This is a genomic window from Streptomyces sp. S.PNR 29 (assembly GCF_030386795.1).
Taxonomy (GTDB): Bacteria; Actinomycetota; Actinomycetes; order Streptomycetales; family Streptomycetaceae; genus Streptomyces.
Genome location: NZ_JANUQM010000005.1, coordinates 411,970 through 435,755, shown reverse-complemented (window position 1 = coordinate 435,755; position 23,786 = coordinate 411,970). Strand labels below are relative to the sequence as shown.

The 23,786-nt window shown below is 72.1% G+C and carries 23 protein-coding genes; 9 read left to right on the top strand and 14 right to left on the bottom strand.

The genetic code is table 11. The features are described 5' to 3' along the window. Positions 1-3 precede the first annotated feature (3 nt). Genes NW895_RS16880 through NW895_RS16865 form a run of 4 tightly spaced genes read left to right on the top strand, consistent with a single transcriptional unit; the run spans position 4 to position 3,010 of the window. Positions 4-1,410 carry an aromatic ring-hydroxylating dioxygenase subunit alpha gene (locus tag NW895_RS16880; RefSeq protein ID WP_289936374.1) on the top strand — a complete coding sequence of 469 codons (1,407 nt, stop codon included), beginning with the start codon at positions 4-6 and terminating at the stop codon, positions 1,408-1,410. Further along, on the top strand, positions 1,395-1,727 hold the full coding sequence (locus NW895_RS16875; protein WP_289936373.1) for a 2Fe-2S iron-sulfur cluster binding domain-containing protein: 333 nt from the start codon (positions 1,395-1,397) through the stop codon (positions 1,725-1,727). The genes NW895_RS16880 and NW895_RS16875 overlap by 16 nt, the downstream gene beginning before the upstream one ends. Before the next feature lie 7 nt (positions 1,728-1,734). Further along, entirely contained in the window at positions 1,735-1,950 is a 216-nt protein-coding gene (locus NW895_RS16870) for a transposase (RefSeq protein WP_289936372.1), read from the top strand. Between the two features lie 4 nt (positions 1,951-1,954). Beyond that, a complete protein-coding gene (locus NW895_RS16865; protein ID WP_289936370.1) occupies positions 1,955-3,010 on the top strand; it encodes an NADP-dependent oxidoreductase in 1,056 nt (351 codons plus the stop codon). Positions 3,011-3,029: 19 nt separating this feature from the next. On the opposite strand, the gene NW895_RS16860 is transcribed toward NW895_RS16865, so the two are convergent. From NW895_RS16860 to NW895_RS16830, 7 genes are all read right to left on the bottom strand, one after another. Then, positions 3,030-3,992 (bottom strand): glycosyltransferase family A protein, encoded by a 963-nt coding sequence (locus NW895_RS16860; RefSeq protein ID WP_289936369.1) that lies wholly within the window; start codon positions 3,990-3,992, stop codon positions 3,030-3,032. Between the two features lie 146 nt (positions 3,993-4,138). Further along, on the bottom strand, positions 4,139-4,531 hold the full coding sequence (locus tag NW895_RS16855) for a hypothetical protein (protein WP_289936368.1): 393 nt from the start codon (positions 4,529-4,531) through the stop codon (positions 4,139-4,141). A 109-nt stretch (positions 4,532-4,640) separates the two neighbouring features. After that, positions 4,641-7,052 carry a glycosyltransferase gene (locus NW895_RS16850; protein ID WP_289936367.1) on the bottom strand — a complete coding sequence of 804 codons (2,412 nt, stop codon included), beginning with the start codon at positions 7,050-7,052 and terminating at the stop codon, positions 4,641-4,643. A 92-nt stretch (positions 7,053-7,144) separates the two neighbouring features. Beyond that, the gene (locus NW895_RS16845; protein WP_289936366.1) at positions 7,145-7,459 is read right to left on the bottom strand and encodes a putative quinol monooxygenase; all 315 of its coding nucleotides are present in this window, start codon (positions 7,457-7,459) and stop codon (positions 7,145-7,147) included. A gap of 42 nt (positions 7,460-7,501) precedes the next feature. Continuing rightward, positions 7,502-9,238: a PEP-utilizing enzyme gene (locus NW895_RS16840; protein WP_289936365.1), complete on the bottom strand. Its 1,737-nt coding sequence runs from the start codon at positions 9,236-9,238 to the stop codon at positions 7,502-7,504. Between the two features lie 41 nt (positions 9,239-9,279). Then, complete coding sequence (locus NW895_RS16835) at positions 9,280-10,071, bottom strand: SDR family NAD(P)-dependent oxidoreductase (RefSeq protein WP_289936364.1); 792 nt, start codon at positions 10,069-10,071, stop codon at positions 9,280-9,282. A 29-nt stretch (positions 10,072-10,100) separates the two neighbouring features. Beyond that, on the bottom strand, positions 10,101-11,390 hold the full coding sequence (locus tag NW895_RS16830; protein ID WP_289936363.1) for an aromatic ring-hydroxylating dioxygenase subunit alpha: 1,290 nt from the start codon (positions 11,388-11,390) through the stop codon (positions 10,101-10,103). Positions 11,391-11,559: 169 nt separating this feature from the next. On the opposite strand from NW895_RS16830, the gene NW895_RS16825 reads away from it, so the two are divergent. The 4 genes from NW895_RS16825 to NW895_RS16810 all read left to right on the top strand — a co-directional run bounded on the left by NW895_RS16825 (position 11,560) and on the right by NW895_RS16810 (position 15,493). Beyond that, on the top strand, positions 11,560-11,991 hold the full coding sequence (locus NW895_RS16825) for a VOC family protein (protein ID WP_289936362.1): 432 nt from the start codon (positions 11,560-11,562) through the stop codon (positions 11,989-11,991). A 96-nt stretch (positions 11,992-12,087) separates the two neighbouring features. Next, positions 12,088-13,074: a thiamine pyrophosphate-dependent dehydrogenase E1 component subunit alpha gene (locus tag NW895_RS16820; RefSeq protein WP_289936361.1), complete on the top strand. Its 987-nt coding sequence runs from the start codon at positions 12,088-12,090 to the stop codon at positions 13,072-13,074. A gap of 5 nt (positions 13,075-13,079) precedes the next feature. Further along, positions 13,080-14,105: an alpha-ketoacid dehydrogenase subunit beta gene (locus NW895_RS16815; RefSeq protein ID WP_289936360.1), complete on the top strand. Its 1,026-nt coding sequence runs from the start codon at positions 13,080-13,082 to the stop codon at positions 14,103-14,105. 5 nt (positions 14,106-14,110) lie between these two features. Next, positions 14,111-15,493 carry a 2-oxo acid dehydrogenase subunit E2 gene (locus NW895_RS16810; protein WP_289936359.1) on the top strand — a complete coding sequence of 461 codons (1,383 nt, stop codon included), beginning with the start codon at positions 14,111-14,113 and terminating at the stop codon, positions 15,491-15,493. 9 nt (positions 15,494-15,502) lie between these two features. On the opposite strand, the gene NW895_RS16805 is transcribed toward NW895_RS16810, so the two are convergent. Next, complete coding sequence (locus NW895_RS16805; RefSeq protein ID WP_289936358.1) at positions 15,503-16,108, bottom strand: TetR/AcrR family transcriptional regulator; 606 nt, start codon at positions 16,106-16,108, stop codon at positions 15,503-15,505. Positions 16,109-16,261: 153 nt separating this feature from the next. On the opposite strand from NW895_RS16805, the gene NW895_RS16800 reads away from it, so the two are divergent. After that, positions 16,262-16,915: a TetR/AcrR family transcriptional regulator gene (locus tag NW895_RS16800; RefSeq protein WP_289936357.1), complete on the top strand. Its 654-nt coding sequence runs from the start codon at positions 16,262-16,264 to the stop codon at positions 16,913-16,915. Positions 16,916-16,986: 71 nt separating this feature from the next. Here NW895_RS16800 and NW895_RS16795 read toward each other — a convergent pair whose 3' ends face one another. The 6 genes from NW895_RS16795 to NW895_RS16770 form a co-directional block, all read right to left on the bottom strand. Then, positions 16,987-18,141, bottom strand: a complete 1,155-nt coding sequence (locus NW895_RS16795; protein WP_289936356.1) for a thiolase family protein — start codon at positions 18,139-18,141, stop codon at positions 16,987-16,989. Next, on the bottom strand, positions 18,138-18,557 hold the full coding sequence (locus NW895_RS16790; RefSeq protein ID WP_289936355.1) for an OB-fold domain-containing protein: 420 nt from the start codon (positions 18,555-18,557) through the stop codon (positions 18,138-18,140). The genes NW895_RS16795 and NW895_RS16790 overlap by 4 nt, the downstream gene beginning before the upstream one ends. Positions 18,558-18,575: 18 nt before the next feature. After that, positions 18,576-19,682 (bottom strand): acyl-CoA dehydrogenase family protein, encoded by a 1,107-nt coding sequence (locus NW895_RS16785; protein ID WP_289936354.1) that lies wholly within the window; start codon positions 19,680-19,682, stop codon positions 18,576-18,578. A gap of 8 nt (positions 19,683-19,690) precedes the next feature. Then, positions 19,691-22,264, bottom strand: a complete 2,574-nt coding sequence (locus NW895_RS16780; protein ID WP_289936353.1) for a putative PEP-binding protein — start codon at positions 22,262-22,264, stop codon at positions 19,691-19,693. Next, a complete protein-coding gene (locus NW895_RS16775) occupies positions 22,261-22,878 on the bottom strand; it encodes a hypothetical protein (RefSeq protein WP_289936352.1) in 618 nt (205 codons plus the stop codon). Before NW895_RS16775 ends, NW895_RS16780 begins: the two co-directional genes overlap by 4 nt. 86 nt (positions 22,879-22,964) lie before the next feature. After that, positions 22,965-23,786 carry an enoyl-CoA hydratase/isomerase family protein gene (locus tag NW895_RS16770; RefSeq protein ID WP_289936351.1) on the bottom strand — a complete coding sequence of 274 codons (822 nt, stop codon included), beginning with the start codon at positions 23,784-23,786 and terminating at the stop codon, positions 22,965-22,967.

Sequence of the window (23,786 nt, the reverse complement as noted above, 5' to 3'; positions counted from 1 at the left end):
ATGATGGACGAATCGTCGGAGTCGGTCACCGCACGGTGCCCCGGGCCCAGCGTCCAGGACTACCTCGACCGGGACAGCCGACCGGTCCCGCCCGCACTGAGGTACGACCGCAACGATCACCTCGGCAGCGAGGACATCGACGCAGCCCGCTTCGTCTCGCGCGAGTGGGCCGAGCGCGAGATGGAACAGGTCTGGCGCCGGGTCTGGCAGTTCGCCTGCCTGGAGAGCGAGATCCCCGAGGTCGGCGACCACGAGGTCTACGAGATCGGCACCGACTCGCTGATCATCGTGCGTACGGCCCCCGACGAGATCCGCGCGTTCGTCAACGCCTGCCTGCACCGGGGCCGCAAGCTGCGTACGACCGGCGGCAACGTCGCCGAGTTCCGCTGTCCCTTCCACGGCTTCGCCTGGAACCTCGACGGGACCATGCAGACCCCGCCCTGCGCCTGGGACTTCCCCCATGTCGTCCCGGAGAAGTTCGCCCTGCCGGAGGCCCGGGTGGCCACCTGGCGCGGCTTCGTCTTCATCACCATGGACCCGTACGCCGAGTCCTTCGACACCTATCGGGGCACCTTCGACGAGTACTACATCTGGCCGCTGGAGAAGCGCTACAAGTCGCTGCACATCGCCAAGGTGCTGCCCTGCAACTGGAAGGTCGCGCAGGACGCGTTCATCGAGTCCTTCCACGTGATCGCCACTCACCCGCAGATGCTGCCGTGGCTCGCCGACGCCAACTCCCAGTACGACGTCACCGCCGGCCAGCCCCACTGGAACCGGATGATCAACATCCAGGGCGCCCCGAGCCCCCATGTGGCGGACTCGGTCACCGAGGAGGACGTCCTGGAGACGTTCTACTACTCGCGCTCCTTCTACGCCGCCACCCAGGGCCGTGACCTGGCGCTCCCGGACGGCGGCGAACTCCCACCGATCCCGCCCGGCGGCACCGCCCGCCAGGTCCTCGCGGACCGCATGCGTGAGCAACTGGCGGCCCGCGCGGACCAGGACTTCTCACAGACCTCCGACAGCGAGTTGCTGGACGCCATCAACTACCTGCTGTTCCCCAACTTCAACCCGTGGGGCGGCGTGAAGTCCAACATCGTCTACCGGTTCCGGCCCAACGGGCTCGATCCGGACTCGTGCATCGCCGAGATCCTCTTCATGTCGTCCCCGCCGAAGTCCGGGGAGACACCGCCCCCGGCGAAGATCCGCTGGGTGCCTGAGGACCTGCTCTTCGCCGACATCCCCGAACTCGGCATCCTCGGCCCGGTGTTCGACCAGGACTGCGAGAACCTGCCGTACGTGCAGCAGGGACTGAAGACCATGCGCAAGCCCGGCATCACCCTGGCCAACTACCAGGAGAGCCGGATACGGCACTTCAACCACACCCTCGACCAGTGGATGAACCGGTGACCGCCGCCCACCGTGTCGCGGTCCGCCCCTCGGGTGCCGAGCTGGACGTACGCGACGGCGAGGACCTGTTCACCGCCGCCCGCCGCCTCGGCTACCGCTGGCCCACCGTCTGCGGCGGCAAGGGCACCTGCCGCACGTGCTTCGTGGAGGTCGACGAGGGCGCCGAGCACTGCTCACCCGTCGGCCCGCTGGAGCGCGAGGGCATCCAGGCTCTGCGGCAGCCGGTGGACGGCCGGACCCGGCTCGCCTGCCAGCTCCGGGTCGCCGGCCCGGTGACCGTGACGAAACGCGGCGTGCGCCGCCCAGTGCAGGAGTGAGAGCAGCATGCCCAAGCAAGTGATCCATCCGCTGACCGGACACGTGTACCGGCTCACCGAGGACGGCCTGGTCGAGGTGACCGATCCCAGGACGGGGGCGCGGGGCATCTTCGACTTCCAGGCCCGCTGGCAGTCCGGTGAACTGCGCCACGCCGACCTGCAGATGGCGGGCTGGGTGGGCCGGCTGGCCCAGCGGCGGTCCGCCCGGCAGCCGGAGGAGTGAGCCGGTGACGGCCCGCACCACCCGCGTGGTCTGTCTGGTCCGCCGCCCGCTCGGAGAGCCGGTCCCCGGCGACTTCGCGATCGAGGAACGCCCCTTGCCGCCCCTCGGCGAGGGGAAGCTGCTCGTACGCAACCTCTACATGAGCGTCGACCCCTCGATGCGGGGCCGGCTGGAGAGCACCGAGAAGCACTACACGCACAACTTCACGCCGGGAGCGCCTCTGGACGGCCGGGCGCTGGGCATCGTGGAGGAGAGCCGCTGCACCTCGGTGCCACCGGGCAGTTATGTACGCCACCAGCTGGGCTGGCGGGAACATGCCGTCCTCGACGCCGCCGACACGGACGGCGCAGGGCGCATCGACCCCGGACTCGCGCCACTGCCGACGTGGTTGGGGCTGCTCGGACAGACCGGCTTCACCGCGTACGTCGGACTGACGCGGATCGCGGAACTCCGGCCCGGCGACACGGTCTTCGTATCGGCGGCGGCCGGGGCGGTGGGCAGCGCCGCCGGCCAGTTCGCCCGGCTGCTGGGCGCCGAACGGGTCGTCGGCACCGCGGGCGGGCCGGGCAAGTGCGCCCTGATGGTCGAGGAGTTCGGCTACGACGCCGCCGCCGACCACCGTGCCGAGCCGGCCCGCGACGCGCTGGCCCGGCTGGCGCCCGATGGCATCGACGTCTGCTTCGACAACGTCGGCGGCGAGCAGCTCGCCGCCGCCCTGCACGCCCTGCGGCCCGGCGGCCGGGTCGCGCTGTGCGGCATGATGTCGCAGTTCGGCCGCGAGAGGGTGTCCGCCGACATCAACCAGCTGATCCAGGCGGTCCTCAAACGGCTCACACTGCGCGGGTTCATCGTGCGCGACCACGAGGACCTTCGGCCGCAGTTCGAGCGCCGGGTCGCCGGCTGGCTCCGTTCGGGCGAGGTGGTCGCCCGCGAGACCGTGGTGGACGGCCTGGAGAACGCGGCGGGTGCGCTGCTGTCCCTGCTCGGCGGCGGTAACGTCGGCAAGATGCTGGTACGGCTGGCATCCGACCCCTGCGCCACGGGAACGACGACCGGATGAGCCACCACCGCCACAGGGCCTAGACGGCGGCAGGTGCGGGATCCTTCTCCCCGGCGGGCGGGCCGGCCGCGCGGCGGTGGGTGGCCAGTTCCTTTTCCAGCCGTCTGATGTGGTAGTGCTGCACCCTCGCGGTGCGCTGCAGGGCCATGACCGCGGTGAGGAACTGGTCCATCTCGGCGGCCCGGGTGAGGATGTCGTCGGGCACGTGCTCGTCCCGCAGGCAGGCTTCCGCGTCCTGACTGAGCACGGCCCGCGCCCACCCCCGGGTGATCGGCTTGAACAGGCCCGGGTGGTTGGCCACGATCCGCGCCCGGATGGCCAGGTCGTTCTCGGCGGCCTCCACATGCAGCCCGGTGTCCTTGTTGCGCGCCCCGAACAGCGGCTCATGGATGTGGTGGGCGTCGAAACCGTGCTCGACGCAGCCGACCCAGAAGTCCCAGTCCTCCCCGGCCCGCATGCTCTCGTCGTAGCCGCCCACGGTCTGCCACACCTCACGCCGGTACAGCGAGCAGTAGAACATGATGAGCCGCTGGAGCATCAGTTCTCTGCTGTAGGCGGGCAGGGGCATCGGCTGCGGAGGCAGATCGTCGTCGGTGAAGGTGAACACATCGGTGGAGGCGATCGCGATGCCGGGATCGCCGTCCAGTACCGCGACGGTCTTCTCCAGCATCGTGGGAGCGATCACGTCGTCGGCGTCCAGGGGAAGGACGTAGCGGCCGGTGGCGGCGGCGATCCCGGTGTTGCGCGCGGCCGAGACGCCGGCGTTCGCCTGCTGGACGAGTCTGATGCGCCGGTCGGGGTGGCGGGCGATCAGGGACCGGGCCACCTCGGCGGTGTCGTCGGTGCTGCCGTCGTCGACGATGACGACCTCCCAGTCGCGGAAGGTCTGGGCGAGGATGCTGGACAGGGCCTCGGGCAGATAGCGGGCGTAGTCATGGCAGGGGATGACGACCGAGACCGCAGGGTCGGAACTGAGAGGCATGCGCCGTCTTTCGCTTCGGAACGGGAAACAGGGGGGCGGGAGCCGGGACGTTGCGAGTGGGTGGTCGGATCAGGCGTGCCGGGCGTCGGCCCTCCCCCCCCGTGCTGTCCGCAGGCCCACGCCCGGGCCGGCCGCCGGAACGTCCGCTAGCTGTGCTGGTGATCTTTGCGCGCGTGGATGTAGGGGTCGTGATCGTGGTCGTGATCGTGGTCGTCCCGGCAGAACACGAAGCCGGGGATGGTCACGTTGCCGATGTGCGTGCAGCAGTGGCCGTAGTCGCTGATGGTGATGTTGCCCACCGGCGGACAGCAGTGACCGTAGTCGGTGATCGTGACGTTGCCGATCGGCGGGCAGGGGTGGGCGGACCCGGGGATGAGGGTGACATCGCCGTCGGGGAGCGGTCCTTGGTACCCGTACGTCGCCGTCCCTGTGTGATCGTCCGGGGCGACGGCGGCGTAGGCCGCCTCGGCGGTGTTCAGCAGTCCGGCGGTGGCCAGCGCGGCGGGCAGGGCCAGAGAGGTCATGACACGGGTTCTCACGGTGGCGCCTTTCCTTTGGATGCGGGGGAACTGCCCAGGGAAGCCGGCGTGCGTCGTGGCGTGGGCAGCAAAGCCACCGTAAATTTGGTCACTCCATGCGTCAAAACGATTACTCACTGTGGGTAGCGATGGTGCCGGTCCGCTCCGGCTGCGGGACGCCGTGGTGGGGATGCACCACTTCCAGATCGGGCAGCGCCCAGCAGGCGACACCCATGTCCAGGGCCATCGCGGCCAGCCCCTCGGTCTCGATGAGCCGCCGGTAGGGGAAGGACGGGAAGTTCAGGCCGTCGCGGTGCAGATCGGCGCGCACCAGCAGCGCGGTACCGCCGACCGAGTCGACGCGCACGAGTCCCCGCCCGCGCAACTCGTCCAGGTACGTCCGGCCGAAACCCCGGGGAGGCTGAAGGATGCCGTCGCGAAGCCACTGGTTCCAGTTGAGCGTGCCGGCCCCAGGTTTGAGGACGAAGGTGTTCAGGTCGTACGTCGGCCCGCCGGGCGCCGTGGCGCAGTGCGGAACGACGATGTCCTTGCCCGCGCCGAGCAGCCGCTGCACCAAGTCCGACGGGTAGCCGGTGACATCGGCGTCGAGCCACAGTACCCACTCCTCGTCGGCGAGGGCGTGCGAGAGGAGATGGTTGCGCACCCTGGCCAGGACCGACCGGCGCCGGCGCTGGACGCCCGGCTCCCAGCGAGGTCCGGGCAACTGCAGGCCGAAGTCGCGGTGCACAAGGGTCACCCGCCGGAACCGCGCGTCGAGGCTCGGCAGGGCCTGCCGGAGCAGTTCCGGCGTCGAGTCCTCGCTGTCGCCCTCCAGCAGGCCCAGCGAGATCGCCTCGCGCGGGTAGTCCAGCGCACGAAGGCGGTCCAGATAACCGGGCAGGAACGCGGCCGCGTCCTTGAGAGGGGTGAGGACCAGTACCGAGGGGCGCTCGCCGGCCGGGGCCGGCGCGGGCTCGGGGGCCGCGTGCGGTCTCGGCCGGGAGGTCCGGGCGGTGCCGGCGACGGTCTCGGCGTGGGCGATGTCCCGCGGGTCGAGCGGCAGCCGGGTCGCCATGGCCAGCAACCGCTCGGCGTAGGCGCCCGGCTCGGCCCAGATCTGGGTCGCCACCTCGAAGTGCTCCGCGAAATGGGACTCGCCGAACGTGTTGCCGCCGTGGCACACATAGGTGTACAGCTCGGGTGCGTCGACCGATACGACCCGGCAGGTGCGGACCACCTCTTCGGCCACCGGGGTGTCCTCGCCCCGGCGCTCGGCCGGGTAGCGCGGAAGCCGCTCCTTCGCGCACACCATCGACCCCTCCCAGATCCGCGCACAGGAGATCGCGAGCTTGTGGCGGGCGGGCCACCACAGCCGCTCACGGGCGAGGAAGCACGCGTCGGCGCCGAGTGCGAGCATCGCCGCCATCTGGGTCTCGACCCGCTCGGGGTCGTACAGGTCGTCGTCGTCCCACTGGCAGACGTAGGGCCCCGTGGCCCGATCCACCGCCTCGTTGCGCAGTTCGCCCAGGGTCCGTCCCTCCGGAGGGAGCCGGTGGTGGCGGATGCGCGGGTCCTCCAGGGCGCGGATGTGCCGTTCGAGGCCGTCGTCGGTGCCGTCCTCCACCACGACCAGTTCCAGGTTCGGGTAGGTCTGGGCACGAAAGCAGCTGATGGCTCGTCGTGCCGTCGCCGAGCGGTCCTTGGTCACCATCAGGCAGGACACGGTCGGCGCGGGTGCGCCCGCGGTCCAGCGGCGGCGCTGTGCCTCCAGGCTGAGCAGGCCGTCGGCGACCGGTTGCAGCTCCTGGCTCGCCCAGAACGGGAAGCGTTTGCCCGCCGAGCCCCGTGGCGGGCCGGATGTGTCGCACGCCCAGCTGCCCGACCAGTGGTGCACGGCGTACGCACGGTCGTGGTCGGCCTCCTGAGGGCCGAACAGCTCTGTGGCGTACGGGCTCACCTCCGGGTACAGCAGCTCGGCCCCGACCACCGTGACCGAGGCCGGCTCCGGGGTGCTGTCCACCGCTCGGGTGAGGAAGAACGGCCCTGTCGCGTCGAGAGCGCCGGGCAGTCTGTGGGCGCCGACCAGCTGACGGTGGACATGGGCCCAGAAGGGGTGGCCCGGCCGTGAGGCGATGAACGCGTTGCCGACGATGCGTGTGAATCCGCGTTGGCGGGCCAGCAGCAATCGGGTGTGCGCCTCGGGTTCGCAGCCCAGGACGAGTTCCTGCCCGTCAAGGATTCCGTCGAGCGGCTTCAGGCACTCGAAGTCCAGATCCGCGTAGACCCCGCCGAAATGGTCCAGCAGGAAATAGCGGATCGCGTCCGCCCGCATGATCGCCTCGGGATAGCCGTCGTAGACCGGCAGGAACCAGGGATAGTGCTCCTGGAGAAACGCGCGGTTGTCCGCGTCGGTCCACAACCGGTAGCCCCACCCGGGGTGGTGCAGCCGCCACGACTCCGCCCACCTCTGCCATTTCGGAGGAAGATCAGTGTCTTTCCATGTTTGATGGATCAACGGGGGAATCGTCTTCTGTGCTGACATTCGCACAGTATGGCGAGCTGTCGGGCGACGGAAATGACGGTGATGCCCCGTTGCCGAGGCAATCACCTGAATGGCCCATCGACTCCTGCTGATCAGCGCATCGGCTGTGAGGCGGCGATGCGGTGGGTGTTCAGGGACACGCCCACCCGGGTCAGCCCGGTCGTGGCGGCCCGAAACTCCTTCATGTGCGCGGTGGTGAAGTGCCCGTCGAGCGCCTGCTGGGAGGTCCACCGCTCGTACACCCGGATCCGCCGCCCGTCCGTGGGATCGGCGGTCATCGCGTAGTCCAGGCAGCCGGGCTCCGCCTCCCGGGTGCGCCTTCCGAGTTCCACGAGATGTCCCAGCATCGGGTCGCGGTCGCCCGGCTCGTAGTCCATCCAGCCGGCGACGATGATCTCCTCCGACACGGTGTTCCTTTCACGGTCGTGCCCGCGGGTCCGCGGTCCTCCTCAGATGCCGAGTGCCGCCGGAACGCTGTCCACGGTGACCGTGCCCTTGTCCCCGTCGACCGTGACCACCATCCCGTCGCGCAGCCGCCCCGTGCCGCCCTCGACGGAGATGACAGCGGGGATGCCCAGCTCGCGGCAGACCACGACGGCGTGGCTGTTGAGGGCGCCCACGTCCACGACGGCCGCGCCGGCGACCAGGAACAGCGGGGTCCACGCCGCGTCCGTGATCGGCGCCACCAGCACCTCGCCGGGCTCCAGCGCCTCGCAGGAGGCCGGGTCGGTGACCACCCGTACCGTGCCGGTGTAGGTGCCGTGGCTGCCGCCCACGCCGCCGAGCACATCGCCCTCGGCCGCCTCCGCGGACCGCTCCTCGGCGCGCCGCGGCCAGGTGCTGATGTCGGTCTGCGTGTCGTCCGCGACGAAGAACGGCGGTTCCAGCTCGTGCAGTGCCGCGTACTCCTGGAGCCGCTGGGCGATGACCGGGCCGAAGCGCTCCGGGTCGGCGACATAGTCGTCCAACTCGGTGTCCAGCAGCATCATCACGTCCTCCGGCTCGGCGAGGCGCCCTGCCTCCACCCCGCGGCGGCCGAGCTCGCGCAGCGCCATCCGGATCTCGTTGACGACGGTCACACAGTTCGCCTTGGTGCGCTCCCGGGCCGGGATCCAGACCTGGGACGCGTGCATGCCGGCGTCGAACACCGGCTGCGCGTCCTCGGGAAGCACAGCCCGGATCTCCCGCGCCGTTCGCTGACGCCGCTCGGTCAGACGCTGTCCGCGGGCGGCGGGGGAGTCGTCGTCGGAGCTGTGCCGGATCCGGTCGACCAGGGCCAGTGCCTGGATCGGCGCCGCCTCCCACGACAGGGCGTGGATGTCCCACTCGTTGGGGCCGCGGTCGCCGGACTCGGCGAGGAACTCCTCGAAGCAGTCGCGGAACGCCTTCACGTCCCCACTCGCCCCGTCGAGGGCCTGCTCCACCGCGGCCGGACCCTGGTCGAACAGCGCGGTGAGCTCCGCGGACGCCGCCACCTGGCGGGACAGCGTCCACAGCCCGGTCGAGGGGGACGCCGAGTCGACGTCGCCGAGACCGCCGATGAGGTCGAGCAGGGCGTCGGGGCGGTCCACGCTCGCGCACAGCGGGCCGAGGATCGCCGGTCCGACGGACGCGGGCAGCGAGGACTCGACGTGCCGCTGGAAGGTGGTCTCCACCTCGCCGAGCAACGAGCGGGCGTGCGCCACCAGTTCGGCGTCGGACAGCCGGGACAGGCCGGGACGCTCGCGGCGCAGGCGGCGCAGCCGCTCCCGGTCGGCGTCCGCCTCCGGGAAGTTCGCCTGGCCGAGCATCCGCTGGAGCGTCGCGCCCGCCTTGGCCGTCAGCTCCTCGTCCGGGTCCTCCGGATGCGGCACGTACACCGGGGTGTCGGAGCGCTGGCCCACGAAGGCCGTGTCGATCTGGTCCGCCGTCTGGCCCATACGGATGCCGAACAGCCGCATGTGCGACAGGTTCAGGTAGAAGTAGCCGCCGAACATCCCGACGAACGGCGGCCGGGGACCGGTCACCTCCCGCTCGTGGTAGACGCCGAACCCGACGAAGCCCCTGCGCCAGCCCTGCAGCCCGCGCCCCCACACCAGCGTCCAGCCCAGCGGGCTGGCCGGGTCCGGCAGGGTCTCACCCGCGTTGGCGCGGGTGTAGTGCGGCAGACGCTCACTGCGCTGCCAGTCCGTGATCCAGCTCTGCATGGCCGAAGGTCTCCCGCCGTCCGTCCCGGTGCTGCCGGGGCCTACCACTGTGCCGTTCCGCCGTCGACGCTGATCAGCGTGCCGGTGATGCCCGCGCCCGCGTCGCTCGCCAGCAGCGAGGCGACGGCCGCGATCTGCTCCACCGTGGTGATCTTCTTGGTGGCGGCATGCTCGGCGAACCGGCCGAGCCACTCCTCGTAACTGATGCCCTCGGCCTCGGCGGCAGCCGGACCGGCCGCCCGCATCAGGTCGGTGTCGACGGCGCCGGGGCAGATGGCGTTGCAGGTGATGCCCTGGGTGCCGTACTCGAACGCGGTCGCCTTCGTCAGGCCGTGGATGGCGTGCTTGTTGGTGATGTAGTGGCTGATCGCGGGCTTGTTGGCCTGCTTGCCCTCGACGGAGGAGATGTTGATGATCCGTCCCCAGCCGTGCTCCAGCATCTTCGGCAGCGCCCGGCGGGTGCCGTAGAAGTAGGCGTTGAGGTTGAAGGCGAGGGCGTGGTTCCAGGCCTCGTCGCTCAACTGGTGCAGTGGGGCGAAGCCCTGGCTGCCGCCCGCGTTGTTGACCCAGACGTCGAGCCGCCCGAACCGCTCCGCGGCGAAGTCGGCGAGGGCCTCGATGTCCTCCTGGCTGCTCGCGTCACAGGCGTGGAAGACGGCCCGGTCCCCGGCGTCCATCTCCTCCAGGGCCTGCTTGCCCTTGACCTCGCTGCGGCCGCTGACCACGACCGTGGCGCCGTCGGCGAGGAACGCCTCGGCGATGGCGCGTCCGATGCTGCGTGTGCTGCCCGTGATCACCGCGACACGTCCGTCGAGGCTGCCCGTAGCCACCATGCTGTTCTCCTGCGTGTCTTGTCGGTACGTCACCTGGCGGCTCTCGCGGCGCTGTCAGCGCCGTCCAGGTGTTCATGAACGGTGCGGTGGAAGTGCTGGAGGCCGGGCTCGTTGCGCCCGAAGACGAAGTCCGTTCCGGCTCCGGCAAGGGCCTGCAGCCCTTCCTGGACCCCGTACGTCGTCGCGTAGTCCTCGTCGCGGACCACCTCGTGGAACCACTCGCCGAACTGGTCGGCGGCCTTGCGTTCCTCCTCGGTGACGGCCGGCTCGCGCAGCAGGATGATCTGCTGGGTCACCGATTCGGTGGCCGTCCGGGGCAGTACCAGCGAGACGGCGATCTTCTGCCGCCAGCCGCCGGCGATCGCCAGTCCCGGGAAGAGCCAGAAGATGGGGCCGACACAGTCCCCGGGGTCGCGCTGGTCCGGCGGCAGGTCCACCGCCCGGGCGATGGGCCGCAGGGCCGGCGCGATGCGCTGGTGGGGACCCCAGGTGTCGTGCGCCATCATGTTCGACAGGTTCGTCTCGAACACCGTCTTGGGGTGCAGTGAGGCGAAGTGGTACGTCTCCAGGTACCCGTCGAGGGTGACCTTCCAGTTGGGGCTGGTCAGTTCCTTCGTCGAGTAGTGGTGGCACTCCGCCAGGCGGAGCCCCTCCAGCAGCGGCCCCAGGTCGCCCAGCCACGCGTCGAGGTCGTGCTCGGCCGCCGGGTCCAGCGAGACGAAGACGATACCCGCGCGTTCCCCGGCCGGGAGCCGCACCAGGCTGCGGCCCTCACGCGGCACCGGGCCGAAGGTCTTCTCGGCGTACACGCCCCGCAGTTCCCCGGCCAGGTCGTACGACCAGGAGTGATAAGGGCAGGTCAGCCGTTTCGAAACCCCGCAGCCGGGTTCGAGGAGCTTGGCCCCCCGGTGCCGACAGGCGTTGATCATCGCGTGGACGGTGCCCTGCCGGTCACGGGTGATCAGGACCGGAACGCCGAGCACGTCGATCGCCTTGTACGAGTGCGGCCCGGGGAGCTCGCACGACATGGCGAGCGGCAGCGGGACGCTGCGATGGACGGCGTCCATCTCGCGCTGCCATCGGTCGGCGTCGAGGTAGTGCGCGACGGGTTCCGTCCACTGGTCCGCGGCCTCGTGCGTCGTGCCCGCGCGGTAGTGCTCCAGCACGCGCTCGACGAGTTCGGCCGCGTCCTGCCGCATCGCCGTGGCGGCGGGATCGGTGGACCGGTCCCGGCTGATCCACGAGGTGTATTCGGGGGCCTTGGGCGGCTGAGGCTGGTCAGTCGCCTCCAGGGGCCCCGGGGAACTGGTCCGGACCACGGTGTCCTCACAATCCTCCCAGCCGAGAGCTGGGGAACGGCTCCGGTTGCGGCAGCTGGGCTGTGAGCGACAAAACAACAGGGCTTAGTGTTGTCTGTCAATAGTAAGTAGGAAAAGTGACGGGCGGATCGCCGTGTGGGGGTGAGGGTCGGTGGAGTTCGGTGTGTCGATGACCCGGCCTTTCGAGGCCGGGATCGTCGTGGCGGACCAAGAGTTGATGGAGTGCTTCTACCGCGAGGCCCTCGGCTGTCTTCCCGTGCGTCGCTCGGTGGTGCCGCAGGAGATCGCAGGACCGGCGGGGCTGGGCGGGGAGCTCGTGGTGGTCTGGCTCCAGGTGCCGTCGGGGGGCCGGATCAAGCTGCTGCACCCCCGGGTCGCCGCTGTGCGGGGCCGGGCGGGGATGCCGCTCGCCGCGCGCTGCGGTCTGTCGTATCTCACCTTCCACCTGGACGACGTCATACCTGTCGTCGCCGCGCTGGAGGCGGCCGGTGCCCGGCCGCTGTCGTCCCCGGTCGTGGTGGAAGCGCGCGGACGGCGGATCAGCTTCTGGGCGGATCCGGAGGGCAATGTCGTCGAGGTGGTGGACTGCCGTAGTAATTAGACAGCCTCTTCAGTAAGGTGCCCCTGTCAGTTACTGTAGACCGACACAATAAAGTCCGATCGGTGGGACACCTCCCTCGGGGCGAAGGGGCCGACGATGGCTCACACCACACCGCAGAAGCCGACCGCGCAGGTCCTGCGTGACCTGCACGAGCGCATGGTCCGTATCCGGCTGTTCGAGACCGAGGCGGGAAAGCTCATGGAGGCGGGCAGGCTGCCCGGCTTCCTGCACCTCTACGTCGGCCAGGAAGCCGTGGCCGCGGGGGTGATGGCGGCGCTGCGCGACGACGACCAGATCACCTCCACCCACCGCGGACACGGGCACGCCGTGGCCAAGGGCGTGGGCTTCCGGCAGATGTACGCCGAGCTGTACGGCCGCGTCACCGGCGCCTGCCTCGGCCGCGGCGGCAGCATGCACATCAACGACGTCACGCTCGGCATGCTCGGCGCCAACGGCATCGTCGGCGCCGGCATCCCGATCGCCGTCGGCGCCGCCTTCGCCGCCCGCTACAGGGGCGAGGACAGCGTCGCCGTCACCTTCTTCGGCGACGGCGCCACCAACATCGGCTCCTTCCACGAGGCCGCCAACATGGCCGCCGTGCTGGGCCTTCCGGTGCTGTTCGTCTGCGAGAACAACGGCTACGCCGAGTTCACCCCGCAGTCCGGGCACATGCTGCTCACCGACGTCGCCGACCGGGCGGCCGCCTACGGCATGCCCGGCGTGACCGTCGACGGCATGGACGCCGTCGCCGTGTACCAGGCCGCCGCGGCGGCCGTCGCACGTGCCCGGGCCGGCGAGGGCCCGATGATGATCGAGGCCAAGACCTACCGCTACTTCGACCATCAGGGCGTCAAGGGCCTGCGCCACCCCTACCGCTCGCAGGAGGAGGTCGACGAGTGGAAGGCCCGCGACCCGATCGACCTGCTCCAGGCCCGCGCCGTCGCCGACGGCGCCGCCACCCGCGCGGAACTGGACGACGTATGGCGGCGCACGCGCGAAGAGATCGCCGAGGCCATCGCGTACGCCGAGGGCAGCCCGCTGCCCGACACCACTGACCTGCTGCTCAACGTCTACTCGGGGTGACCGCCATGACCGCCACCACGGAAGCACCGGCCGTCGCCCCACCCGGCACGGCCCGCACCCTGACCTACGTCAAGGCCTTCAACGAGGGGCTGGCGCAGGCCATGCGCGAGGACGAGAACGTCTTCGTCGCCGGAGAGGACGTGGCCGGGTACGGCGGCGTCTTCCGGATGTTCGACAACCTGCTGGACGAGTTCGGGCCCCGCCGCATGATCGACACGCCGATCTCCGAGGCCGCGCTCGTCGGGCTCGGCGTCGGGGCCGCCGCCCGGGGCCTGCGCCCCGTCGTCGACCTGATGTTCATGGACTTCATCGGCGTCTGCCTGGACCAGATCGTCAACCAGGCCGCCAAGATGAAGTACATGTTCGGCGGCTCCGTATCCGTGCCGCTCACCATCACCACGGCCTCCGGCGCGGGCCTCGGCGCCGCCGCCCAGCACAGCCAGAGCCTGGAGGCCTGGCTCGCTCACGTGCCCGGCCTCAAGGTCGTGATGCCGTGCGACGCGTACACCGCCAAGGGCCTGACCGTCTCGGCGATCCGGGACGACAACCCGGTCGTCGTCATGCTCAACAAGGTGCTGCTGGGCAGCAGGAGCGAGGTGCCGGAGGAGATCTACGGCATCCCGCTGGGTCGGGCCCACACCGCGCGGCCGGGTTGCGACGTCACCGTCATCGCGCTCGGCCGCATGGTGGGCGAGGCCCTCGCCGCGGCCGAGGAACTCGCCGCCGAAGGGGTGGAGGCAGAGGTGATCGATCCGCGCACCGTGCAGCCCCTGGACACCGCGACCATGATCGCCTCGGCGCGGCGCACCAACCGGGTGCTCGTCGTGCACGAGGCCGTCACCTTCGGCGGCCTCGGCGCCGAGATCGCCGCCCAGATCCAGGACGCGGCTTTCGACCACCTGGACGCTCCGGTCCTGCGGATCGGCGCCCCCTTCTCCCCGGTGCCGTTCTCCCCGGTGCTGGAGAAGGCGTACGTCCCCGACGCGGCCCGCATCGCACAGGGCTGCCGGCGTCTGCTCGAAAGGTCGTGAAGGACGTGGCGGTCGAGGTTCTGCTGCCGAAGATCGGCCTGACCATGCAGGACGGCACGATCGACGAGTGGCTGGTGCCGGCCGGCACCGCAGTACGCGAGGGCGACGCGCTGCTGCGGCTGGCCACCGACAAGGTCGACGTGGACGTCGAGGCCGAGGCCGGGGGACTGTTCCACCCTGCCGTCCCCGCGGGGACCACCGTCCCGGCGGGGACGCTCATCGGCTGGCTGCTGGCAGAGGGCGAGCAGCCGCCGGGCCCGGGGGGTACGCCGATGCCCGCCGGGCCCGGGAGCAACGGCACCGCCTCCCCGGCCCCGTCCGCGGCACCCGCCGTGGGCGGCGCGGCGTCCATGAAGGGCGACGCCGCCCGGCCCGGAAACGGAGGCCGGATCCTGTCCTCGCCCAACGCGCGACGAGTGGCGGGCGAGGCCGGCGTCGACCTGGGCGCCGTACGCGGCACCGGGCCGGGCGGCCGGATCCTCTCCGAGGACGTGGAGGACCACCTCGCCGCCGCCCCGGCGGAGCAGGCCCCCGCCGTCCTGCCCGGCGATCAGGTCGTCCCCGTCTCGCCTCTCGTGCGCCGTCTGGCGAAGGAGCGCGGCATCGACCTCGCCGGCATACGCGGCACGGGCGCGGGCGGCCGGATCCGCCGGGCCGACCTCGACGTGATCACCGCACCGGCACCCGCCCCGGTGCGCTCCAGCGACGTCATCCCGCTCACCGGCATGCGCGGCACCATCGCCCGCCGGATGCACGCCAGCCTCCAGGAGATGGCTCAGCTCACGCACGGCTACGAGGTGCGGATGGACGCCGTCGTGGCCCTGCGTGCCCAGCTGAAGCAGGAGTGGGCCGGCGGCGACCTGCCGGTGCCCAGCCTCAACGACTTCCTGCTGAAGGCCGCCGCCCTGGCACTGCGCGAACACCCGCTGCTCAACGCGGCGGTGCACGAGGACGGCATCCACCTCTACGAGGACATCCACCTCGGGTTCGCCGTCGCGGTGACCGGCGGCCTCCTCGTCCCCGTGATCGAGGACGCGGCGGCGCTGCCGCTGCCCGAGCTCGCCCGCCGGTCGCGGGAACTGGCGGACGCCGCCCGTGAGGGACGCATCTCCCCGGCCCGGTTGGAAGGGGCCACGTTCACCGTCACCTCACTCGGCGGCTACGGCGTCGACTTCTTCACCCCGGTGATCAACCCCGGCAACGTCGCCATCCTCGGGGTGGGCAGACTCCGGGACGGCGTCGAGTGGGTGGACGACCGGCCGCTCCGGACGCGGGTGCTCACCCTCAGCCTCACGTTCGACCACCGGGCCGTCGACGGTGCGCCCGCCGCCGAGTACCTGCGCACGGTGGAGGGCCTGTTGCGCAGGCCGCTGCGGCTGCTGATGTGAGGCGGCGGCTCAGTCCTGCGCCCCGGCGATCCGGTCGGCGAGCCGGTGGACCTCCTCGGTGAACGCCCGGTGCCCGAGCGCCCGGTAGACCTCGTCGCCCCGGATCTGCGAGATCGCGGCGTTCTCCAGCAGCGCCAGCACGCCCAGGCCGGTCACCGCCGCCTCCGCCTCGGTGACCGGTTCCCGGTCCTTGCGCACCAGCCGCACCAGTTCCGCCAGCAACCGGGTACGGATCTCATGACGCAGCACCTCCGCCTCCTGGCTCATCCCTGCCGAGGAGACGAAGAACACGGTGGCGGCCGACCGGTGCTCGCTCAGCCAGGCCAGCAGAGCGTTGACCTCCGTGCCGATCCCCGAACCGGGCGTGTGCGCCTCGGTGAGCGACTCCAGCTGCTCGCGCAGCGCGGCGGCGAACACCCGCATGCCCTCCACCAGGACCTGGTCCTTGGAGGAGAAGTGGTAGTACACCGCCGCGGACGTCATCTCCGCGCGCGCGGCGATGTCGGCCACCGTCACCTCGTCCGGCGGCTGGGTGGCGAACAGCTCCGTGGCGGCCTCGATCACCCACTGCCGACGCGAGGGGCGGTGAGCGGCGCGGGTTCCGGAAGTCGTCATGGTGTCAAGTATGCCAACCCCCACCTGCACCAGCATCACTGTGGTACCAGGATTTACGGCACCTGCGCGACCGAGTTACTCGACAGCCTCGATAGCATGGTCAGTGGACCGGACGCAGGGGCATCGCATCGTCAAGCCGCAAGGGGAGCACACATGGCCACCAAGCAGAACGGCAAGCAGCCGGCTCACCGGCCCTCGCGGCGACAGCACATCATCGGTGCCGCGGTGCGGGTCTTCGGCCGCAAGGGTTTCGCGGAGACCAGCATCCAGGACATCGCGGACGAGGCCCAGGTGGTGCCCACGGCCGTCTACTACCACTTCGACGGCAAGGAGGAACTCCTCGAACTGGCCATGCGCCGCGTCTTCGACGAGCTGAACGCCGTCGTGGAGCAAGCCCGTCCGGACACCGAGCCGGGCGACGCCAAGGGGCTGTTGCGCGTCATCGACGCCGTGTGGGACTGGGTGGAGAAGAACCCGGACGAGGCCCGGCTGTTCCAGGTCCAGATCGCCTCCGCCAACGGCAACGTGAAGCTGCTGCGCGACGAGTTCGAGCAGCGGCACATCCAGCGTGCGTACGACTACCTGCCCGAGACGACCACGCGCAGCCCCCGCGCCGCCAAGGCCAGGCACGCCGCGCAGGCGCTCGCGGTCCGCACCCTCATCAGCACCACCATGCTGGTCACCGCGCTGCGGGCGGAAGGCGGGCCACTGGCCGGGCTGCCGCCGCGTGCCGTGCAGCAGGCGGTCAGGTCGACGGCGCTGCGGATCATCGCGGCGGAGCAGGGAGTGGCCGTCCCGTCGGCCTGAGCACCAGCTGCGGGCGAACCGTCCCGCGGTCCGCGGGCATGTGTGCCGGCTGTGGCGGCACCGATGGACGGTCACACCGTCAGCACCGAACACGCGCTGATCCCCGGCGCCCCGTACACGTGCGTGAAGCCCACCCGCGGCCCGCCGGGCACCTGTGCTCCCGGGGCCCGGCCCTGCAACTGCCGTACGACCTCGTGGAACTGGCGCAGTCCCGAGGCGCCGACGGGCTCCCCGCCGGCCAGGCAGCCCCCGTCGGTGTTCACCGGCAGCCGGCCCGTGGGATCGGTGTCCCCGGCGGCCAGCAGGTCCTCCTGCTCGCCGTGACCGCACAGCCCGGTCTCCGCCAGGTGGATCAGCTCCGATCCGCTGTCGGTGTCCTGCACCTGGGCCACCCGCACGTCGGCCGGACGCACGCCCGCCCTGCGGAAGGCCGCCTCGGCCGCGTCGACGCTGGGGCTGCGGTGCGGGCCCGGCGGCAGCCAGGGGGAGAAGACCTCGAACGAGCCGAAGCGCCGGGTGCGCAGGGCCAACGACGCCAGCCTGACCGGCCGTTCACACAGGTCGAACGCGCGGTCGCCCAGCGCCAGCACGAGCGCCGCCGCGCCCTGCCCCGGCGAGCAGAACATGTACTGGGTGAGGGGCGGACTGACCTCGGCGGCGTCCAGGATCTCCTGCTCGGTCAGCGGCTTGCGGCGCCAGGCGAGGGGATGCACCGAGCCGTTGCGGAAGGCCCGCGCCGCCACCATCGCCAGCACCCGCTCCGAGACGCCGTGCTCGTGCAGATACCGCCGGGTCTTCAGGGCGAAGAACTGCGTGGTGAGCATCAGACCGCTCTCGGCGTACCAGTCGCCCAGCCCATAGCGGGCCGCGGAGGCGTTGAACGCGCCCCGCGCGTGCTTGTCGAAGCCCACCGCCAGACCGAGCGTGGCCTCGCCCGCGCGCAGCGCGCCGGCCACCGCGAGCACGGTGGAGGCGCCGGTCGCGCAGCCGTTCTGCACGTTGACGAACGGCACTCCGGTCAGCCCCAGCCTGCCCACCAGGGTGTCGGGCTTCCCGGACACGTCGGAGCCGCCCACCGCGTACCCGATGTCCTCCCAGGCGACACCGGCGTCGGCCAGCGCCGCACGCACCGCCCGCTCGGCCATGTCCATCCCGGTGACGCTCTCGTCGCGGCCGAAGGCATGCATCCCGCAGCCGACGACGTACACCTCGTCCCTCCGGCTCACCTTCCGCCCTCCGGATCCGGTCCGAACGCGAAGGTCAGCACCTCGGTCCCGTCCTCGTCGTGGTACGCCTCCACCGTGGTCAGGCGCACCGGAAGCCCGATCCGTATCTGCTCGCGGGGAATCGCCAGCCGTGTCTCCACCAGCACCTCACCGAGGTCCACATAGCCCACGTGGTACGGCTCGAAGCCCCCGATGGGGGGCCGGTACGGCGGCTTGGGCGGGAACGCCTGAAGCGTCCACGACCACAGCCGCCCGCTCATCGGCAGCGCGTGCGCGGACATGGCCCCGTCCGGGCACCTGGGGCAGGAGTCCTGCCGGGGGAAGACCACGGTGCCGCACCCGGTGCAGCGCGCCCCCACGAGACGCGGTGGATCCGCGCTGTCGAACAGGGTCTCGTCGATGAGTCTGCTGGTCATGCCGTCCCGCCTTCCACGTCACCAGCCGAGCAGCCCGGCCAGCCGTTCCCGGTGGTGCGCGGCGCCGCCCAGCAGCACCGCGTCGGACTGGGCGCGCCGGAAGTACAGGTGCGCGTCGTGCTCCCAGGTGAAGCCCATGCCGCCGTGCAGCTGCACGCACTCGGCGGCGACGGACACGAACGCCTCGCCGCACCAGACCTGCGCCACCGCGGCCGCCTCGGCCAGCGCGTCAGGCGCTGTGGCCGCGCGGACCGCGCGCACCACGGCCGACCGTGCGGACTCGACCTGGAGCAGCATGTCGGCACAGGTGTGTTTGACCGCTTGGAAGCTTCCGACGGCCCTGCCGAACTGGGTGCGGTCCCGTACGTGGGCGACGGTCATGTCCAACGCGGCCTGCGCGCCGCCGAGTTGCTCGGCGGCCAGAGCCACCAGGGCCACGTCCAGGGCGCGGGTGACGACGTCCGCGCCCTCGCCGCCGGCGGTCAGGGCCCGGGCCCGCGCACCGGAGAAGGTCACGACCGCCTGGCCGCGGCTGATGTCCAGCGTGGGCACTCGGCGCACCGTCACCCCCGGCTCGCGCGGATCGACGAGGAACAGGTCCACGCCGTCGGTGCCGGTGGCCGCGACGACCAGTGCCTCGGCGTCGGCGCCGTCCAGCACGAAGGGCGCGGTGCCGTCGAGCACCGGGACGCCGCCGTGCCAGGCGACGGCCACCGGCACGGCCTCCGGCCGCCAGACGCCGTCGGGTGCCGCCACCGCCAGGGCGTGCACCCTGCCCTCGGCCAGCCGCGCCAGCGCGGTGTCCGCCGTGCCGCAGCCCGCCAGGACCTGCCCGGCCAGCACGGTGGACGACAACAGGGGCACCGGCGCCAGCGTTCTGCCCAACTCCTCGCACACCACGGCGATCTCCGCGAGGCCGCCGACTCCTCCGGCCGCCTCGGGCAGGCCGAGGGCCGCCAGGCCGACCTGCCGGCCGAGGGTGTCCCACAGCTCGGCGTCGATACCGGGAGAGTCCTCGGGCAGCCGGCGCACCGCGGCGGTGCCGCCGGCGTCCGCGCACACCGACCGCACGGTCTCGCGCAGGTCGTCCAGTTCGGCGTCCGACAGGGCCGTGCTGTCGGTCACGGTGCTCGTCATGGTGCGCTCTCGCTCTCGCTCCGCCGCTCCCGCAGCGCACTGTGCGCGGCCGCCATCCGGGCGACCGGCACCCGGTGCGCGGAGCAGGAGACGTAGTCGAGGCCCAGGTCGTCGCAGAGGGCGACCGACTCCGGATCCCCGCCGTGCTCACCGCACACCCCCAGCTTGATGCCGGGGCGTACGCTCCTGGCCCGCTCGGCCGCCAGGCGGATCAGGGCGCCCACGCCGTGCGGATCGAGCCGGGCGAACGGGCTCGCGGTGAGGAACCCGCGCTCCTGGTACGTGCCCAGCACCTGGCGCTCCACGTCGTCGCGGGAGAAGCCGTAGGTGAGCTGGGTGAGGTCGTTGGTGCCGAAGGAGAAGAACTCGGCGTGCCGGGCGAGTTCGGCGGCCAGCAGGGCGGCGCGCGGAGTCTCGATCATCGTGCCGAGCCGGTACGGGACGCGGACGCCGGTACGTTCGGCGATCGCGTCGGCGGCCCCGCGTACGTACGCCGCCGCGGCGGCCAGTTCCTCCGGCAGGCTGACGAGCGGGATCATCACCTCCAGGGTGGGCCGGACACCGGTGGCCGCGACGTCCGCCCACGCGGCGAAGAGCGCCTCGGCCTGCGCCGGGTAGAGCCGCTCGTGCAGCAGCGCCAGGCGCACTCCGCGCAGCCCGAGCATGGGGTTCGCCTCCCGCAGTGCGGCGGCCCGGTGCTCGGCCTCAGGGCCGCCGGCCTCTCCCGGCGCGGGCAGGAACTCGTGCAGCGGCGCGTCCAGCAGCCGTACGGTGACCGGGCGGTCCCCGACGGCGGACAGCAGGGCCCGGAAGTCCTCGTGCTGGGCCTCTTCCAGGGCGCGCAGCGCCTCGTCCCGGGCGGCCTGGCCGGCGGCGAGGAGCACCCGCCGGATGAGCGGCAGCCGGTCGCCGAGGAACTGGTGCTCGGTGCGGCACAGGCCGACCCCCTCCGCGCCCAGGGCGACGGCGGTGTTCACCTCCGCCGCCGTGTCGGCGTTGACGCGTACGCCGAGCCGTCGGATGCCGTCCGCCCAGTCCAGCAGGGTCGACAGCTCCGGCGGGGGACCGGCGACGGTGACCGGCAGCGTTCCGGCGTAGACGGCACCGGTGCGGCCGTCGAGCGAGACCGGGTCGCCCTCGTGCAACAGGCGGTCTCCGATCCGGACCGTGCCGGCCGCCGGGTCCACGCGCAGGCCCTCGGCCCCACAGACAGCCGGTCTGCCGGCGCCGCGTGCCACCACGGCGGCGTGCGAGGCGATGCCGCCGGTGCCGGTGAGCACCGCGGCGGCGGCCAGCATGCCGGGCACGTCGGCCGGAGTGGTCTCCAGGGCCACCAGTACGGCGGGCGTGCCGGCCGCCCCCAGTTCGAGGGCGCGCTCGCTGGACAGGGCGATGGGGCCGGCCGCGGCTCCGGGGGAGGCGGGCAGCCCGCGGACGAGGGGTTCGTCCACTCCGGCCGGTTCCAGCCTGGGGTGCAGCAACTCCTGCACCTGGGCGGGTGCGACCCGGCGTACGGCCTCCTCCCGGTCCAGCGCGCCCTGTGCGCCCAGGTCGGCGGCGAGACACACCGAGGCGCGCAGCGGGGGGCGGCTCACCTCGGAGGCGGCCAGCAGCGCGATCTCACCGTCGCGCAGCTCGAAGTCGACGCGGACCGGGGCGTGCAGATGGCGTTCGAGGGTGAGCAGCGCGTGTTCCAGCAGGGCGAAGGCCGGGCCCAGCTCCTCCAGCGGCTCCCCCGGGTGCGGAGGCGGCGCGCTGCGGCGTACGCCTCGGAAGAAGGAGCCGTGCGGCGCGAAACGGCCGCTGCCGGGGTCCCGGCCGGCCGCGGTGCCGTAGCCGGAGCGGTCCCACGGGCCGATGCGCAGCGCCTGGACATGCAGCGCGATGCCCAGGTCGGCGGGCAGCCGCTGGGCCTTGCGGGACCGCCTGGCCCGGGGCGAGGCCCAGCGGGCCAGCACCGCGCGGGCGGCCAGCGCGAGCTGCTCGGCCGGGTCGTCCGGGTAGGTGCGCTCCGTGTGCCGGGCGATGGCCGCGAGCAGCGCGTCGACGCGGGCCCGTGTCGACGCGGCGTCGAGGAGGGCGTCGTCGAGCTCGGCACCGGGCACGTCGAGGGCGTACTCGGCGGTCATCCGCAGGGTCGAGGCCCACACTTCGTGCAGCGCGTCCTCGCGGCCGATGACGGCGCACAGGTCGCCGGCACCGGGCGGGGCCAGGCCGATCCCCGCGAGGTCCGGAGGCAGCCCCGCGACCTCGGTCGACGCACTCGCCGACAGACGCAGCAGCAGCGGTCTGCTCCGGTCGCCGATCCGCCGCCCCGACAGCTGCTCCACGAGTTCCAGAGCGGCTCGTGCGATGTCCGGCTCGCACAGCGACGCGGCCGACCCGGCCGGCACGGTGAGCCCCGGCACCACGGGGAGCCCGAGGGCCACCAGCCGGTCCATGGCGATGCCGTGCGTGCCCAGGTCATCGGCGCCCAGCCCGCGGATCCGCCCCTGGCCGTACGGCACCAGGGCGTGGGCGGGAGCGTGCGCCCGGGTGGGTGCGCCGGCCGGACGCTCGGTGACGCTCAACCCCGGCTCCTCGTGACCAACTCCTCTTCCAGGGCCTCGTCCTCGGCCCGGCTGATGCCGAGCACCAGCAGCAGCTCCTGGTGCAGCCGCATCCAGACCGTGTGGTACGAGTCGCACAGCGGCGAGGCGAGCCATTCCACCGCGCCGTCGTCGAAGCGGTCCAGCGCGTCGTCGAGGTCGGTGAGGTACCGCCCGCTGCCCGCGAGCACCCGTTCGAGCCTGCGCAGCACGGGCTGGATGGCCTCGTGCACGTCCTCCAGAGCTTCGCGCACCTCGGCGTCGTAGACGCTGTCGGTGTGGTCGTTGGGGGCGCCGTCAGGGCGGCACTGCCAGGCCGTGCACACCTCGCGGATCCGGCGGTTGACCGGCAGGAAGGCGTGGTAGGCGGCGGTGATCCGCTCCTCCTGCTCGGAACCCTCGGGGACCCGCAGGGCCTGCGCGGCGATCGCCTTGGCGTGCTCGGTCGGCAGTACCACCGGGCCCTTCACCATGGCGAGCCCGGCGTCGGCCAGGGGGCGGTACACGGACTCCGGCCTGCCGCGCCACATGCCTCGCAGAACCAGGTCGAGCACGGCTTCGCTGAGCGTCTCGTCGAGAGCGTCCGTCCCGGTCACGGCAGCAGGTTGCATCGCCACACCTCTTCCTCGGTGCTGTGTTGCCCGGAGGTTACGCTCCGGCGGGGCTGTTAGTGAAGAGGGACTCAAGAAACACTTTCCGGCTCTCGCGGTGCGGTGTGGTCGCCACCTCTCGTGCGGGCCCGCGCGGCCAGGAACGCCGCCATGCGGGTCTGCGCCTCCGCGTCGTCCGCCAGAGCCGCGATCGACTGAGCCTCCTCGGCGAGATGACGGCGCAGGTCGTCGCCGGTGTCACCGCGCAGCAGGCCCTTCGCCGCGCGCAGCGCCTCGCCCGCCCCGGCGGCCAGTTCGGCGGCGGTCCGGTGCGCGATGTCGTCCAGGTCGTCGTCGCCCACCGTCCGGGTGACCAGACCGCGGCGCTCGGCTTCCTCGCCGGTCAGGACCCGGTCGGTCAGGATCAGCTCGGCCGCCAGCCGGGGACCCGCCAGGCGCGGCAGGAGCCACGACGCCCCGCAGTCCGGAGTGAGGCCCACCGCCGTGTACGCCAGCCGGAACCGTGACGACCGGGCGGCCAGGACGATGTCGCCGACGAGCGCGAGGCCGATGCCGCCCCCCGCCGCGGCGCCGCGCACGGCGGTCACGACCGGCACCGGCAGGTCGTACAGGGTCAGCACCGCCGCGTGCGCGGCGGTCGCGACCGCGTGCACGTAGGCACCGGTGCCCGCGCCGCGACCGGCGAAGGCGCGCAGGTCACCACCCACGCAGAAGGTGGGGCCCGACGCCCGGAGCAGCACCGCCCCACCCGGGTCCGCGGCCACCTCGGCGGCGCGGTCCCGCAGTGCCTCGGCCGTCGGGAGATCCAGGGCGTTGCCCCGCCCCGGATCGTCCAGTCTCAACTCCGCGACTCCATCGGGGTGGCGGACCACCCGGACCGGCGGTGTGCTCAT

Coding starts and splice junctions, on each gene's coding strand:
- NW895_RS16880 (WP_289936374.1), top strand. CDS start 4: ATGGACGAATCGTCGGAGTCGGTCACCGCACGGTGCCCCGGGCCCAGC.
- NW895_RS16870 (WP_289936372.1), top strand. CDS start 1,735: ATGCCCAAGCAAGTGATCCATCCGCTGACCGGACACGTGTACCGGCTC.
- NW895_RS16860 (WP_289936369.1), bottom strand. CDS start 3,992: ATGCCTCTCAGTTCCGACCCTGCGGTCTCGGTCGTCATCCCCTGCCAT.
- NW895_RS16850 (WP_289936367.1), bottom strand. CDS start 7,052: ATGTCAGCACAGAAGACGATTCCCCCGTTGATCCATCAAACATGGAAA.
- NW895_RS16840 (WP_289936365.1), bottom strand. CDS start 9,238: ATGCAGAGCTGGATCACGGACTGGCAGCGCAGTGAGCGTCTGCCGCAC.
- NW895_RS16835 (WP_289936364.1), bottom strand. CDS start 10,071: ATGGTGGCTACGGGCAGCCTCGACGGACGTGTCGCGGTGATCACGGGC.
- NW895_RS16825 (WP_289936362.1), top strand. CDS start 11,560: ATGACCCGGCCTTTCGAGGCCGGGATCGTCGTGGCGGACCAAGAGTTG.
- NW895_RS16820 (WP_289936361.1), top strand. CDS start 12,088: ATGGCTCACACCACACCGCAGAAGCCGACCGCGCAGGTCCTGCGTGAC.
- NW895_RS16815 (WP_289936360.1), top strand. CDS start 13,080: ATGACCGCCACCACGGAAGCACCGGCCGTCGCCCCACCCGGCACGGCC.
- NW895_RS16805 (WP_289936358.1), bottom strand. CDS start 16,108: ATGACGACTTCCGGAACCCGCGCCGCTCACCGCCCCTCGCGTCGGCAG.
- NW895_RS16800 (WP_289936357.1), top strand. CDS start 16,262: ATGGCCACCAAGCAGAACGGCAAGCAGCCGGCTCACCGGCCCTCGCGG.
- NW895_RS16790 (WP_289936355.1), bottom strand. CDS start 18,557: ATGACCAGCAGACTCATCGACGAGACCCTGTTCGACAGCGCGGATCCA.
- NW895_RS16770 (WP_289936351.1), bottom strand. CDS start 23,786: ATGAGCACACCGCCGGTCCGGGTGGTCCGCCACCCCGATGGAGTCGCG.